11 protein-coding genes are annotated in these 15,775 nt (G+C 61.3%); 3 read left to right on the top strand and 8 right to left on the bottom strand.

Annotated features, from left to right (window positions below):
- Positions 1-113 precede the first annotated feature (113 nt).
- Complete coding sequence (locus tag HDC30_RS08785) at positions 114-1,235, top strand: HlyD family secretion protein (RefSeq protein ID WP_183782358.1); 1,122 nt, start codon at positions 114-116, stop codon at positions 1,233-1,235.
- A complete protein-coding gene (locus HDC30_RS08780; RefSeq protein WP_183782357.1) occupies positions 1,232-2,824 on the top strand; it encodes a DHA2 family efflux MFS transporter permease subunit in 1,593 nt (530 codons plus the stop codon). The genes HDC30_RS08785 and HDC30_RS08780 overlap by 4 nt, the downstream gene beginning before the upstream one ends.
- A gap of 132 nt (positions 2,825-2,956) precedes the next feature.
- On the opposite strand, the gene HDC30_RS08775 is transcribed toward HDC30_RS08780, so the two are convergent.
- From HDC30_RS08775 to HDC30_RS08765, 3 genes are all read right to left on the bottom strand, one after another.
- Positions 2,957-3,397, bottom strand: a complete 441-nt coding sequence (locus tag HDC30_RS08775) for a carboxymuconolactone decarboxylase family protein (protein WP_115990283.1) — start codon at positions 3,395-3,397, stop codon at positions 2,957-2,959.
- Positions 3,398-3,494: 97 nt separating this feature from the next.
- Complete coding sequence (locus HDC30_RS08770; RefSeq protein WP_183782354.1) at positions 3,495-4,937, bottom strand: mechanosensitive ion channel domain-containing protein; 1,443 nt, start codon at positions 4,935-4,937, stop codon at positions 3,495-3,497.
- 208 nt (positions 4,938-5,145) lie between these two features.
- Positions 5,146-6,012 (bottom strand): pirin family protein, encoded by an 867-nt coding sequence (locus HDC30_RS08765; protein ID WP_096797117.1) that lies wholly within the window; start codon positions 6,010-6,012, stop codon positions 5,146-5,148.
- A 292-nt stretch (positions 6,013-6,304) separates the two neighbouring features.
- Here HDC30_RS08765 and dkgB point away from each other — a divergent pair, with 292 nt between their 5' ends.
- On the top strand, positions 6,305-7,108 hold the full coding sequence (dkgB, locus tag HDC30_RS08760) for a 2,5-didehydrogluconate reductase DkgB (RefSeq protein ID WP_183782350.1): 804 nt from the start codon (positions 6,305-6,307) through the stop codon (positions 7,106-7,108).
- Positions 7,109-7,112: 4 nt separating this feature from the next.
- Here the strand turns inward: dkgB and HDC30_RS08755 are convergent, their stop codons facing one another.
- From HDC30_RS08755 to mgtA, 5 genes are all read right to left on the bottom strand, one after another.
- Entirely contained in the window at positions 7,113-10,331 is a 3,219-nt protein-coding gene (locus HDC30_RS08755) for a transporter substrate-binding domain-containing protein (RefSeq protein ID WP_183782347.1), read from the bottom strand.
- 8 nt (positions 10,332-10,339) lie between these two features.
- A complete protein-coding gene (locus tag HDC30_RS08750; RefSeq protein WP_097087701.1) occupies positions 10,340-10,972 on the bottom strand; it encodes a response regulator transcription factor in 633 nt (210 codons plus the stop codon).
- 144 nt (positions 10,973-11,116) lie between these two features.
- Positions 11,117-11,551, bottom strand: coding sequence for a chemotaxis protein CheY (locus HDC30_RS08745; RefSeq protein WP_150369746.1), 435 nt, complete (start codon positions 11,549-11,551; stop codon positions 11,117-11,119).
- A 136-nt stretch (positions 11,552-11,687) separates the two neighbouring features.
- Complete coding sequence (locus tag HDC30_RS08740) at positions 11,688-12,404, bottom strand: MgtC/SapB family protein (RefSeq protein ID WP_007968289.1); 717 nt, start codon at positions 12,402-12,404, stop codon at positions 11,688-11,690.
- A gap of 146 nt (positions 12,405-12,550) precedes the next feature.
- On the bottom strand, positions 12,551-15,250 hold the full coding sequence (mgtA, locus tag HDC30_RS08735; RefSeq protein WP_183782344.1) for a magnesium-translocating P-type ATPase: 2,700 nt from the start codon (positions 15,248-15,250) through the stop codon (positions 12,551-12,553).
- Positions 15,251-15,775 lie beyond the last annotated feature (525 nt).

Here is a 15,775-nt window from a genome sequence, read left to right as displayed (position 1 = left end):
ACCCCGAGGCCGGGTAAGCAACTGACGATTGGCACAAAAACATAATTGCCACAAAATATTACTTGCGTCATATTACACCCGTAATAACAGCCCGTTTCCGCAGGTATTACGCCATGACCAGCATGCCAACCGTTGAGCCAGACCTGTCTGCCCCGGTCACCCCCGCCAAACCGCCACTGCGCAAACGCCTGCTGCTGACCGGCTCTGGCCTGGTCGCGCTGGTCGTGGTCGGCGTTTACGCCAGTCATTGGTGGGGCACCGGGCGTTTTCTTGAAGAGACTGACGATGCCTACATCGGTGGCGACGTGACGGTGATCGGGCCGAAGGTCGCCGGTTACATCGAAGAAGTGCTGGTCAGCGACAACCAATCGGTGAGGGCCGGTGACGTGCTGATCCGCCTCGACGCACGTGACTATCGCGCCAGCCTCGCCAAAGCCGAGGGCGCCGTTGCCGCCGAAGAGGCGCTGCTGGCCAACCTCGACGCCACTGAACAACTGCAGCAAGCGGTGATCGGCCAGGCCCGCGCCGGCATCGATGCCGCCGGTGCCGAAACCGCCCGCTCGCGGGATGACAATGCGCGTTACAAACGTCTGGTCAGCACCAATGCCGTGTCGGTGGAAAGCGCCCAACGCGCCGACGCCACCTTCAAGACCGCCCAGGCCCTGAGTGCCCGCGCCCAGGCCGAACTGCTTGCCGCCCAGCGCCAACTGGCGGTGATCGACACCCAGAAACAACAGGCCCGCGCCGCCCTGCAACAGGCCCGCGCCGAGCGTGATCTGGCGCAGTTGAATCTCGGCTACACCGAACTGCGCGCGCCGGTTGATGGCGTGATCGGCAACCGCCGCGCGCGGGTCGGCGCCTATGCCCAGGCGGGTTCGCAACAGCTGTCGGTGGTGCCGGCCAGCGGTCTGTGGGTCGATGCCAATTTCAAGGAGGATCAACTGGCGCGGATGAAACCCGGGCAACGGGTGAGCATCCGTGCCGACGTGCTCTCCGGCCAGGAATTCCACGGCCGCCTCGACAGCCTCGCCCCGGCTACCGGCTCGCAATTCAGCGTGCTTCCGCCGGAGAACGCCACCGGTAACTTCACCAAAATCGTCCAGCGGGTGCCGGTGCGAATCCTGCTCGATCCGGCTGACGGCGTACTCGGTCACCTGCGGCCGGGGCTGTCGGTTACCGCTGAAGTCGACACCCGCGCACAAGCCGAAACCAACGCCGTGGCCGTCGCGCCATGAGCACCGCCCTCACCGCCCCGGCGCAACCATTCAACGCCGCCGACATGGCCACCGCGACCAAAGTGTTCGCCTTCGCCACGATGTGCATCGGCATGTTCATTGCGCTGCTGGACATCCAGATCGTCTCGGCCTCGCTGCGTGACATCGGCGGCGGGCTCTCGGCCGGCACCGATGAAACGGCGTGGGTGCAGACCAGTTACCTGATCGCCGAAATCATTGTGATCCCGCTGTCGGGCTGGCTGTCGCGGGTGTTCTCCACACGCTGGCTGTTCTGCGCCTCGGCGGTCGGTTTTACTCTGGCCAGCCTGCTCTGCGGCGTGGCCTGGAACATCCAGAGCATGATCGCCTTTCGCGCGCTGCAAGGCTTTCTTGGCGGCTCGATGATTCCGTTGGTGTTCACCACCGCGTTCTTTTTCTTCAGCGGCAAACAACGGGTGATCGCCGCCGCGACCATCGGTGCGGTGGCTTCGCTGGCGCCGACCCTGGGTCCGGTGATCGGCGGCTGGATCACCGACATTTCCTCATGGCACTGGCTGTTCTACATCAACCTGGTGCCGGGAATTTTCGTCGCCGTGGCCGTGCCGATGCTGGTGAAGATCGACCAGCCGGAACTGGCGCTGCTCAAGGGCGCGGACTACCTGAGCATGGTGTTTCTCGCGCTGTTTCTCGGCTGCCTGGAATACACCCTCGAAGAAGGCCCGCGCTGGAACTGGTTCAGCGATCAAACGATTCTGACCACGGCATGGATCAGCGGTCTGGCGGGTCTGGCCTTCATCGGACGCACCTTGCACGTGGCCAATCCGATCGTCGATCTGCGCGCGCTCAAGGATCGCAATTTTGCCCTGGGCTGTTTCTTTTCCTTTGTCACCGGGATCGGTCTGTTCGCGACGATTTACCTGACCCCGCTGTTTCTCGGCCGGGTGCGAGGCTACAGCGCACTGGACATTGGTCTGGCGGTTTTTTCCACCGGGGTGTTCCAGATCATGGCGATTCCGCTGTACGCCTTTCTCGCCAATCGCATGGATCTGCGCTGGATCATGATGATCGGCCTGGGCTTGTTTGCCGTGTCGATGTGGGAGTTCAGTCCGATCACCCACGACTGGGGTTCCGGCCAGTTGATGCTACCGCAAGCGCTGCGCGGGATCGCTCAGCAACTGGCGGTGCCGCCGGCGGTGACGCTGACCTTGGGGGGCTTGGCACCGGCGCGCTTGAAGCACGCTTCGGGGCTGTTCAACCTGATGCGCAATCTGGGCGGAGCGATCGGCATTGCCGCGTGCGCGACCATTCTCAATGACCGCACCAACCTGCACTTCACCCGCTTGGCCGAGCATTTGAACAGCAGCAACGAGGCGATGAATCAGTGGCTGGCGCAGGTCGGTGGCAATCTGGCGACACTGGGTCAGAGTGGTGACGTCGGCGTCACCGCAGGCCTGCGTCAACTGTGGCTGCTGACCTACCGCGAGGCGCAGACCCAGACCTACGGCGATACCTTTTTGATGATCATGCTGTGCTTCATCGTCGCCACGGCGATGGTGCCCTTGATGCGCAAGGTACAACCACCGGCCGCGCCGAGTGCGGATGGGCATTGATCCAGATCTGCAATGCATGCCCCCTGTAGGAGTGAGCCTGCTCGCGATGGCGCCAGTTCATTCAACATTAATGTTGAACGGATAATCGCTATCGCGAGCAGGCTCACTCCTACAAAAGATTGTGTCTGGGGCTTAGAGCTGCGGGATTTTGCGGAAGCCCACCGCCAGACGGTTCCAGCTGTTGATGGTGCTGATCGCCACGCTCAGGTCGACCATTTCCTTGGGCGTGAATTGCGCCGCGACGATGTCGTAGTCTTCGTCCGGGGCGTGGGTCAGGCTCAGCTGGGTCAGCGATTCGGTCCACAGCAGCGCAGCACGTTCGCGCTCGGTGAAGAATGGCGCTTCACGCCACGCGGTGACGGCGAACAGCCGACGCGGAGTTTCGCCGCCCTTGATTGCATCGGCGGTGTGCATGTCGATGCAGAACGCACAGCCGTTGATCTGCGAAGCGCGCAGCTTGACCAGTTCGACCAGGGTCTTTTCCAGCGGCAGTTTCGAGACCGCGGTTTCCAGTGCGATCATCGCTTTCAGGGCGTCTGGGGAGGCGGTGTAGAAATCGGTACGAGCTTTCATGATTGAGTTTCCGGGGCCAGTGAATGTGTGACTAAGGTAGTCCCGCACTTGCCCCGGACAAATAGCCAATCTCCCGGAAGACGAGTAGACCACCCTGTCACACGCGATTGCGCAACCAGTGCAGGAACCCGGTTTTCGCCACCACGGGCGGCACGTCCTGGGTCAGGGTCTGAGCCTTGTGCAGGCGATAATCGAGCAAGGCTTTCATCGCCTCGTTGATGTCGTGGCGGGCATCCAGACACGGCTTCAGATAGGTCTTCTCGATGCGATACAACGCGCAGAAGGTTTTCGCCGCGAAGGTCGCCGGTACTGAAGAATCGGACAGAATCCCGGCCTCGCCGATCACCTCCCCCGGCCCCATGCGCCCGGATTCAAACGGGCTGCCATGGCGAGTCAAGGTCACGGTGACCACGCCCGATTCGATGATGAACAAATGATCGCTGACCTCCCCGGCTTCGAGGATCGTCTCGCCGGCACGGAAGGTTTGCAGGGTCATATTCTGGCTGAAGGTGTCTTTTTCTTCCTGGCGCAGCGTGGAAAAAATCGGCGAACTGTCGAGCAGCGCCCGTGGCCGCGACAGGCCGCTTGGCGCATTCGGTTCCACGCTCGACAACAGATTGACCCCGGACGCCTGCAAGTGCCGATAAGCCAGATCGAACAGCTGATTGCGCACCGAGCGCTTCTGATCCATCGACGAGACAAAACCGCTGATCTCATATTCCGCGCCGGCGCTGCTGGAGCTCTTGAGCGCGACGCTTGGCGAAGGATTGTCCAGCAGCGGGCGGCAGCCCTGCATTGCCCGCTCCAATGCGTCGATCACGGTGGTCGGTCGCGCATGCGGGCTGACCTGCACACTGACGGCCAGGCCGAACATGTTGCTCGGCCGGCTGAAGTTGATGATCTTGGCCTTGGCCGCCAGCGAGTTGGGAATCACCGCCATGCTGCCCTGACTGGTCTGTAGACGCGTGGCGCGCCAGTCGATGTCGATGACCCGGCCTTCGGTGCCATCGATCGAAATCCAGTCATCGATCTGATAGGGCTTGGTGGTGTTGAGCACGATCCCGGAAAACACATCGCTGAGCGTGCTCTGCAACGCCAGACCGACGATGATCGCCAAGGCGCCGGACGTCGCCAGCACACCTTTGACCGGCAGATCCAGCACGTAGGCCAGGGCCGCGATAATCGCGATCAGGAAAATCACCGCACCGAGCAGATCCTGCAACAGCCGCCCGGTGTGCCCGACGCGCTGCATCATCACCGCACCGATCAGCACCGTCAGGGTGCGCGCGCCGAACAGCCACCAACCGATCTGCAAGCCGGTCGCCGCCAGGTGCAGCGGCACGTTGTCGGCCCATGGCGCCGGCTCCATCGGATTCAGGCCTTCGTTGAACAACAGCACGCTGAACAGGCTGAAAATCAGCACCCGCACCAGCAGCTTCCACTCGCTGCCACGGGAGCTGATCAGACGCCACAGCCCGAGATCGAGGAGGATCAGGATCAACGCGCAAAACAACGGATGTTCGGTCAAAAAAGACAACATCAAAGCACTCCGACAGGGGCCAATCGCGAGAAGATCGCACAGATTGGGCAAGTGTAGGAGTAATTGATTTCAGAGGCAGAACACCAGCACAAAAACACCGGAAAACCCCTGTGGGAGCGAGCCTGCTCGCGAAGGCGGTGGATCAGTCAGACATGCATTGACTGGCACTGCGCTTTCGCGAGCAAGCCCGCTCCCACAGGGGTGAAATTTACCCGTGCATCCGGCCAAAACGTCCCGACTGGAAGTCGGCGAATGCCTGATGAATTTCCTGCTCGGTGTTCATCACGAACGGGCCATGGCCGACAATCGGTTCATCAATCGGCTCGCCACTGAGCAGCAACACCACCGCATCTTCACTGGCCTCAAGGGTCAACTGACGGCCGTCGCGCTCGAACAGCACCAACTGCCCGACACCTGCGGTTTCCACACCGTTGATCTGCACCGAACCTTTCAACAGCACCAGCGCAGTGTTGCGCCCCTCGTGCAGATCGAGCGTCAGCAACTTGCCGGCATTGAGCCGCAGATCCCAGACGTCGATCGGCGTGAAAGTGTGCGACGGGCCTTTATGCCCATCGAACTCACCGGCGATCAGCCGCAGCCGGCCGGCATCGTCCTTCAACGCGATATTCGGAATATCGCCGTCGAGAATGGTCTGGTAGCCGGGCGCGGCCATTTTGTCCTTGGCCGGCAGGTTGACCCACAGCTGCACCATCTCCAGCTTGCCGCCGGTTCTGGCGAACTCATCCGAGTGGAACTCCTCGTGGAGGATCCCGGACGCGGCGGTCATCCACTGCACATCGCCGGGGCCGATGGTGCCGCCGCTGCCGGTGGAGTCGCGGTGCTGCACTTCGCCGTCGTAGACGATGGTCACCGTTTCAAAACCACGGTGCGGGTGCTGGCCGACGCCACGGCGCTCGGTGGTCGGGGTGAATTCGGCCGGGCCTGCGTGATCGAGCAGCAGGAACGGGCTGATGTGTTTGCCCAGGTTGTCGTAGGAAAACAGAGTGCGCACCGGGAAACCATCGCCGACCCAATGGCCGCGAGGGCTGGTGTAGATACCGATGATGTTTTTCATGGTTGCCTCCAGAAAAGGTGGGTGACGCAATGGATTAAGCTTAAATCCATAGCGTTTTTAGGACTAGACGGCAAAAACCGGCTTTAGTGTTCCATTTATAGAACAGTCCCACCGTTGAATCTCGATCCCTTGTGGGAGTGGGCTTGCTCGCGAAGAGGCCAGTCCAGACAACACCACTATCGGGAAAGATTCATGACTTCTGCTCAACAGTGCTTTGCCCCACCAGCGGTTTTTCTCAAGGACACAGACGCGGATACTCCTGCCCATTCCCACTGCAACCCTGGAGTCATCAATGTCTGTTCCCGCTTTTGGTCTGGGTACGTTTCGCCTGCAAGGTCAGGTGGTCATCGATTCGGTGCGCACCGGCCTTGAACTCGGTTACCGCGCCATCGACACCGCGCAGATCTACGAGAACGAAGCCGAGGTCGGCCAGGCCATCACCGCCAGCGGCATTGCTCGTGAAGAGCTGTTCATCACCAGCAAGATCTGGATCGCCAACTTCGCCAAGGATCGCTTGATCGAGAGTCTCCAAGAGAGTCTGCAGAAGTTGCAGACCGATTACCTTGACCTGACGCTGATCCACTGGCCGTCGCCGGAAGATCAGGTGCCAGTCGCCGAATTCATGGGCGCGCTGCTAGAAGCCAAGCGTCTGGGCCTGACCCGGCAGATCGGGGTGTCGAACTTCACCATCGAGCTGATGCAACAGGCCATCGCAGCGGTGGGCGCAGACAACATCGCCACCAACCAGATCGAACTGCACCCGTACCTGCAAAACCGCAAAGTGGTCGAGTTCGCCCGCAGCCAGGACATCCAGATCACTTCCTACATGACCCTCGCCTATGGCGAAGTGCTGAAGGATCCGGTGATCCAGCAGATCGCGGAACGCCTGCAAGCGACCCCGGCGCAGGTCACTCTGGCCTGGGCGATGCAGTCGGGGTACGCGGTGATTCCATCGTCGACCAAACGCGCCAACCTGCAGAGCAACCTCGGCGCCACCGCGCTGACTCTGAGCGAATCCGACATGGCGCTGATCGCCGGTCTGGAGCGTGGCCAGCGCCTGACCAGCCCGAAAGGCATTGCCCCGCAGTGGGATTGATCGCTCAGTCCTGAAGCCGCTGCGCGAGGCCGAGCATGGCCCTGCGCAGCGCATCCGCCGAGCGGTGGACCGCCAGGGTTTCGGCGTCGCGGCACGCCTCTTCGAGATCGGTGCACGCCGCCGCCACCCGCGCGGCACCGACCATTTGCGCACCGCCCTTGATGTGGTGCGCCAGGGTAGTTAATTCGCTCAGGTCCTGTGGCTGGCGCGCAGCGTCCAGTTTTTGCAGGTCCTCGTGCAGACTGCGCAGCACTTGTTCGCGCAGACGTTGCATCACTGCCGGATTGTCCCCGGCCATTTGCTCAAGCGCGCTCAGGTCGATCTCGGGCAGCGGCGGTGTCGGGTTCGACGGCTGATCACTGTCGCCGCGGCTGGCCGCCTTCAATGCCTGTTGCAGATCGTGCAAGCGAATCGGCTTGAACAGACAATCGTCCATGCCGGCCTCAAGACAACGGACTTTCTCCTCGACCTGCGCGTTGGCGGTAAAGCCGAGGATCACGCAGCGTGCACGACCGTTCGCCGCCTCTTCTTCACGAAGTGTCCGAGCGAGTTCGTAACCGTTGCGCCGGGGCATGTTGCAATCGGTGATCAGCACATCGAAAGCCTGTGTTCGCCAGCGCTGCAAGCCCAGCTCACCATCCTCGACATCGACCGTAGCGTGGCCCAGTTCACTCAGTTGCCGGCACAGGAGCAAGCGGTTGACCGGATGATCGTCCACCACCAGCACGCTCAGCGAACGCGCTGGCGTGTCCGCCACTTGCGGGCCTGCCGTCTCGGGTTCGAGCGCGGTCAACAGCGGCAGCTGCAGGTTTACCTCAACCCGCGTTCCATGCCCCGGCTCGCTGTCCAGGTGCAGTGTGCCGCCCATCATTTCGCAGAGGTTACGGCTGATCACCAGGCCCAGTCCCGAGCCGCTACGCGCTGACTGGCCCTGGTTAGCGGCCTGGACGAACGGACTGAACAGGCGTTTGCGGTCATCGGCACTGATGCCGATTCCGCTGTCTGCAATCACCACCGCGACCGCCAGGATCCCGGACGGCATCGCAGAGCATGACAAACGCAGGCTCACCTGACCCTGCTCGGTGAACTTGATCGCGTTGCTCAACAGGTTTGACAGCACTTGCTTGAAGCGTGTCGGGTCGAGCATGACGTCGACGTCACTGTGCGCATCCAGTTCGACCTGCCACAGCAGGCGTTTCTCCCGCGCCAGCCCTTCGAATACGCGGCACACCGCGATCACTTGTTCGCGCAGATTGGCCCGCTGCGGCGCGAGGGACAGATGCCCGGACTCGATACGTGCGATATCGAGAATGTCGCCGATCAACGCCAGTAATTGCTGGCCGGCAGCGGACGCGACCTCGATTGCCAGCTTGTCGGTGACGCCCTCCTCGGCACGCTTGAGGGCCATTTCGAGCATGCCGATCAGGGCATTCATCGGCGTGCGGATTTCATGGCTCATGGTCGCCAGAAACGTAGTCTTGGCCCGATTGGCGTCGTCGGCGGCATCCTTGGCCTGCTGCAACTGGTGCAGCCACTGCTGACGCTGACGCAGCTGCGAGCGCTGAAAACCGATCCAGGCCAAGGCCAGCAACAGCAGCCCTGCCGCACCGGCAAACGCCAGCAGGATTTCGCGGCGATGACGCTGCCAGTAGCTGTCTTCCACGACCACGTCATGGCTCCAGCGCTCGACCAGTTCGTCCATCTGTTGTGGCGCGATGCTCAGCAGCGCCTTGTTCAGAATCGTGTGCAGCGCCGTATCCTGCGTTGCGGTCGCCAGGGCAATGCGTGCCGGCTGATCGCCGATCGTGTTGGTGATGCGCAGGCGCTCGCGGTAATGACGGGCAATCAGAAACCGCGCCACCAGCAGTGAGCTGACCGTCACGTCGGCCTGGCCTTTGGCGATCTGCTCCATGCCCTCGGCCGGGCTGCGCACCTCCACCAGGCGAATCCCGGGCACCTGCTGCAGAATAAAGTCGTGCAATGGATGACCGCGATAAATCGCCAGCCGCTTGCCCGGCAGATCGGCGAGGCTGCGCGGGCTGCCGGCCGTCGTCGCGCTGACCAGCACAAACGGATTGTTCAGGTAGGCACGGGTAAATTGCAGCTCGGTTTCCCGTTCGCTGCTCGGGGTCACCACCGGCAACACGTCGAGTTCACCGGCCTTGAGCTGCTCAATCTGACGATCCAGCGAACGCCCCCGAACCAACTCGAATTGCAGCCCGGTACGCTGACTGATCAGGTTGAGCAACTGCGCCGATAACCCGTTGAATCGTCCGTCGGCATCAAAAAACGTCAGCGGTGCGAAGTCTTCGATCACGCCGACCCGCACCCGCGGATGTTGCTCCAGCCACTGCTGCTCGCTGGCACTGAGGCGCACCTGCGACTGCGCGGCCATTTGCGCGCGCCCTGCGCTCCAGCGCTGCTCGATCAACTGACGACGCTCCATGGGAATCGCCGCCAGCGCCTTGTCGATAATGCGTTTGAGGCGCACCTCACTGCGCAGCAGGGCGAAACCGAAGGGATTGGCATCCAGACCCGACGGCCCGGCCAGTTGCAGGTCATTGCGGTAATTGGTGTTGATCAGGTAATTGGCACTGATCAGATCGCCGAGATAGCCGTCATCGACACCGAACGCCACCGCACCCAGCGCATCCATTGCCGAGGAGTAACGCTGCACCTTCGCGTCGGGGTAGAACGCCTGCACGCTGGTCAGCGGCAGATAGTCCTCGACCATGGCGATGCGTTTGCCTGTCAGGTCGGCCGGTAACGTTTCGTCGAGCCGGGTCACCAGCATCGGTTGGTCTTCGGCATAGGGGCGCGACAAGATGAAATCTGGATCGGCCAGCTCGAAATTGTTCGAGGTGCCCAGCAGATCGAGTTCGCCGCGCTTGAGTGCGCTCATCACCGCGTCGCGGTTTGCGTAGCGTTGCACCTCGATCCGCACCCCGAGCAGTTGCGCCAGCAGCTCGGCATAGTCGGCGGTGAGACCTTCCAGCTCCTGCCGATTCCGCGTGATCTCGAACGGTGGATAATCGGGCCCGGAAATACCCATGTGCAACGTCGAATGGCTGCGTAGCCACTGTTGATCCTGGGGGTCGAGCGGGACTTGAATGTTCTCCAGTGCTGCCTGGCTCAACAAATCCAGAGGCTGCGGCGACTCACTGGCCCAGCAGGTGGCCGTGATGCTCAACCAGAGCACGCACCACCAGCATCGCAGATTCACTGTGCTACTCAGATCAAATCGTTGCGCTTGGCGAATTCGCGCAAGTACACCGCTGACTTTGAGTGCAGACCCAGCTTTTTTATCAAGCGGGTTTTGTAGGTGCTGACGGTCTTGTGGCTGAGGAACATTTCAGCGGCGATTTTCTTGTTGGGCTTGCCCAGAGCCAACTGCACGAGAATGTTCAGTTCTCGGTTGGAGAGCTCGTCGATCAGCTGTTTTTCGCTGCGGTGCGACGGGGTCGACACAAGGCCGTCACCCGTCAGCGCAGCAAAATAGGAGTAGCCCGACATCAGGGCCTGGACAGCCTTGTGCAATTGCAGCAACTGGTTGGTTTTAGCCACGTAACCCATGGCGCCGCTACGCAGACAGCGATCCTGATAGTGCAACGGATCCTGAGAAGTAAAGATCAGCACCCTGCAGTCAGGGTCGGTGGCCTTGAGCCGCTCCAGCACCTCCAGCCCGCCGACTCCCGGCAACTTGAGATCAAGTACCACCAGTTTCGGCTTGTGCTCACGGCTCAGCGCCATGGCTTCGCTGGCGCTGGATGCTTCGTGAATCACCTTGAACCTTTCGGCTTCGAGGACGAGTTTCACGGCAGCCCTTACCACCGGATGATCGTCGACGATCAGCGCTGACTTCATGACCGCTCCCAGTGCAAAAACAGGACGATGGCGCCACCGGCATCAGCTGCTACTCACCGGGTTGGCTGCGCAAAGACTGTTACACGGGAAGCAAAGCGTATCTACCTGTCAGATCTGACAGTTGCGCGAAAGGGTAATCCGTGCTCAGGCCCGGCGTTGCGCGGATGGCGCCGGGTTCCAAGCATTTACTGCGCACAACGGGGCAACGTCGACCCGCGCCATCAGGTGCTTGATCGCGGCCGCATTGGGCAAGGCGACAGGGCTGATCTGCAGGTTTTCCTGAGCGAAGCCTGCGGGCGTCAGCGCAGGTGCCGAGGGCTCGTTATAGATCAGGGCGTGCCGCACCTGCGGGTTGTTGAGGAAAAAACCCGGCAGGTCCAGCGATCCGGCCGCCAGCTCGGCGTTGATGACCACGACGTCGAACGGTTCACAGCCGTAGTCCACCAGGGTCAGCAGCTCAGGCAGACTCTGTACCGGAGCGACGCGGAAGTATTGGAGGCCATTGAACAGGCGCTCGATTTTCATCCGGTGAAAATGCTGCGGATCGGCAATCAGGATACGCAGGGATTTATTGATCATACTCGATCTCGGGGAGGAGGATGGGTGCGCCAAGACTACGCAAGCCTCAGGAGCAGTTCTGTAGGACTTTTCCTAAAAAACCGGTCATTCATCCGCACTCATGAGCCATGCCGAATGGCTGCCCGACATTGTTGCCTTATTCGGTGGTACTCGGACTCCAGAACGCCTGCACCACCAGCGCTGAAGTCGAAATCCGCGCCACCAGCGCATCGAGCTCATCGCCGTCGACCGAAGTCGTCGCCAGCGTGGCTTCGATCTCGATTTCGTCGGCACCGAAGGCGTGTACATCGACGTCGCTGGCCGGGTAGTTGCTGCGTTCCAGCTCGGCTTCGAGCAGGGCGAACACGGCTTTTTGCTGTGAGCGCCGGGCGATGACATAGACAATGTTGGTGACTTCGGCCGAGACCACGTCCAGTGGCTGACGGTTGATGTTGTTGACGATCGGCCGCAGCAAGGTGTTGGCAGCGAGGATGAACAGCGTGCCGAGCACCGCTTCGGCCAGCAGGTCGGCACCGGCGCAGGCACCGACAGCGGCGGAAGTCCACAGAGTCGCGGCGGTATTGAGGCCACGGACGTTCCCCTCTTCGCGCATGATCACCCCGGCACCGAGAAAGCCGATGCCGGAGACCACGTAGGCGACCACCCGCACCGCACCTTCAGCACCGCCGAGACGGTTGGCCATGTCGACGAAAATTGCCGCGCCGACCGCCACCAGCACGTTGGTGCGCAGGCCGGCGGTGCGTTGCCGGTACTGGCGCTCGAAACCGATCAGGCCACCGAGGATGAACGCTGCGCTGAGGCTGACCAGCGTGTCGAGCAAAGAAGTCAGGTTGAGGTTGTTGATGGCTTGCATGATGGAATCCTTGGAAAAATCCACACTTCCCCCTGTGGGAGCGGGCTTGCTCGCGAAGGCGGTGTGTCAGCCACTACAACTGTGACTGGACAACCGCATTCGCGAGCAAGCCCGCTCCCACAGGGGGGACAGTGTTGTTTGAATCTTTATTGCCAGCCGAACCGGCGGATGTAGAAGCCTTTCACCGCCTGGGTCAGCGCCATGTACGCCAGCAGGATCATCGGCAGGAACACGAAGTACATCGACGGCAGCGCCTGCAGTTTGAAGTAGTTGGCCAGCGGCCCCATCGGCAGGAAGATTCCGACCGCCATGATGATCCCGGTCATCACCAGCAGCGGCATCGCTGCACGGCTTTGCAGGAATGGGATCTTCGGCGTGCGGATCATATGCACGATCAACGTCTGGGTCAGCAGCCCCACCACGAACCAGCCGGACTGGAACAGGGTCTGGTGATCCGGAGTGTTGGCATCGAACACATACCACATCAAGGCGAACGTCAGGATGTCAAAGATCGAACTGATCGGGCCGAAGAACAGCATGAAGCGCCCGACATCCGCCGGCTGCCAGCGCTGCGGCTTCTTCAGCATCTCCTTGTCGACGTTGTCGAACGGAATGGCGATCTGCGAAATGTCGTACAGCAGGTTCTGTACCAGCAGGTGCATCGGCAGCATCGGCAGGAACGGAATGAACGCACTGGCGACCAGCACCGAGAACACGTTGCCGAAGTTGGAGCTGGCGGTCATCTTGATGTACTTGAGCATGTTGGCGAAGGTGCGACGCCCTTCGAGTACGCCCTCCTCCAGCACCATCAGGCTCTTTTCCAGGAGGATGATGTCAGCGGCTTCCTTGGCGATGTCCACCGCGCTGTCCACCGAGATTCCGATGTCGGCGGTGCGCAGCGCCGGGGCGTCGTTGATGCCGTCGCCCATGAAGCCGACCACATGCCCGTTGCCCTTGAGGATGCGCACGATGCGCTCCTTGTGCGATGGCGTCAGTTTGGCGAAGACGTTGGTGTTCTCCACCGCCACCGCCAGCTCGGCGTCGCTCATGCGCTCGATGTCGTTGCCCATCAGCAAGCCCTGTTGCGCCAGACCGACTTCGCGGCAAATCTTCGCGGTCACCAGTTCGTTGTCACCGGTCAGCACCTTGACCGCCACGCCGTGCTCGGCCAGAGCCTTGAGCGCCGGAGCAGTGCTTTCCTTCGGTGGATCGAGGAACGCCACATAACCGATCAGCGTCAGCTCCTGTTCATCCGCCAGGCTGTAAGTGTCGCGACCTGCCGGCATCGAGCGGGCAGCCACCGCCACCACGCGCAAGCCTTCAGCGTTGAATGCTGCGGTGACCTGACGAATCCGGGTCAGCAATTCATCGCTCAAGGCTTCTTCGACTTCGCCGTGCTGCACGCGGGTGCACACCGCCAGCACTTCTTCCACTGCGCCTTTGCAGATCAGCAGATGCGGCTCGCCACGCCCCTCGACCACCACCGACATGCGCCGGCGATTGAAGTCGAACGGAACCTCATCGACCTTGCGAAATGCCGTGCCGACTTTCAGTTCACGGTGAATTTCCACATGTTCCAGCACCGCCACGTCGAGCAGGTTTTTCAGCCCGGTCTGGTAGTAGCTGTTGAGGTAGGCCTTTTCCAGCACGTCATCGGAGTCTTCACCCCAGACGTCGACATTGCGCGCGAGGAAGATCTTGTCCTGGGTCAGGGTGCCGGTCTTGTCGGTGCACAGCACGTCCATGGCGCCGAAGTTCTGGATCGCGTCCAGACGTTTGACGATGACCTTTTTGCGCGACAGGAACACCGCACCTTTGGCCAGGGTCGAGGTGACGATCATCGGCAGCATTTCCGGGGTCAGGCCCACGGCAATCGACAGCGCGAACAGCAGCGCTTCGGTCCAGTCACCCTTGGTGAAACCGTTGATGAACAGCACCAGCGGCGCCATGACGAACATGAAGCGGATCAGCAGCCAGCTGACTTTGTTCACGCCCAGCTGGAACGAGGTCACCGCGCGGTCAGTCGCGCCGACCCGCTGCGCCAGCGCGCCGAAATAGGTGCTGTTGCCGGTGGTGAGAATCACCGCCACCGCCGTACCGGACACCACGTTGGTGCCCATGAACAGAATGTTCTCCAGCTCCAGCGGATTACGCGTGTCGCGGTCGGCCTGACGGGCGAATTTTTCCACCGGCATCGATTCACCGGTCATCGCCGCCTGGCTGACGAACAGATCCTTGGCGCTGAGCACCCGGCAGTCGGCAGGAATCATGTCGCCGGCGGACAGCACGATCAGGTCGCCCGGCACCAGTTGCTTGATCGGCAGTTCGATGCGCGGCTCGTCGCGGCGCATCACCGTGGCGGTGTTGCTGACCATCGCCTTGAGCGCGTCGGCGGCCTGGTTGGATTTGCTTTCCTGCCAGAAGCGCAGCAGCGTCGACAGCACCACCATGGAGAAAATCACCGTGGCGGCTTTCAGGTCTTCGGTCAGCCACGAAATCACCGCCAACAGGGTCAGCAGCAGGTTGAACGGGTTTTTGTAGCAGTGCCACAGGTGGGTCCACCATGGCAGCGGCTGCTCGTGCTCGACTTCGTTGAGGCCGTACTGCGCACGCAGGGCGTCGACTTCAAAGTCAGTCAAACCGTCGGTGTGAGTGCCCAGTGACGACAGCAGCTCACCGCTGTCGCGATGGGCCGCATCGACCAGGGTGTTGGCCAGGGTGGGCGGGACTTCACGGCTGACCGTGGTGTCGGTGATCGATTCCAGCAGCGCCAGACGGCGGAAGTGCCGGGCGATGTGGCGTGTACGCAGGAAGCCTGCGAAAAATTCCTTGAGCGTAAGTTTCATGGCTGTTGCCCCTATGGTCAGCCGGGAAACCGTCGAGCAGGTACGACCGCGCCTCGTACGCCGGAAAATCCGGCACGGCAAGGCTTGGCGCGCCGATCACAAGGACAGGCGTGTCGATAGGTTTGCGATCGCGACCACACGGTCGAAATCACATACTTTCAGTGTCGATGAGAAGGACGTCGGGACATGGTCTCAACTGACCATGATCGGGATGCCGCTGCTCGCTTTACGGCGAGACAACGGCAGAGAAAGGCTGCGCGTTATCTTGCCGAGAATCTGCCGGTTACCGAGACCGGCCGACAACTGTCACTCGAACAAGTACCCACTTTGGGTCTCCGCTATTGATGAAAACGCGCGAAGCTTACGCCTCGATGATTTGAGAGTAAACCCGTGGAAGGAGGTGTGTCGGGGATGTTCAGGAAGGGTTCAGGAATGAGTTTTGCGGTATTGCTGAAGGGCCCCTTCGCGAGCAGGCTCGCTCCCACAGGGAGATCTTCATTGAACACAGATTTTGTGGTCGACAGA

It is taken from the genome of Pseudomonas sp. JAI115, from assembly GCF_014200835.1.
Lineage (GTDB): Bacteria > Pseudomonadota > Gammaproteobacteria > Pseudomonadales > Pseudomonadaceae > Aquipseudomonas > Aquipseudomonas putida_A.
The sequence above is the reverse complement of the archived record's forward strand: the minus strand, read 5'-3'. Positions and strand labels throughout refer to the sequence as shown.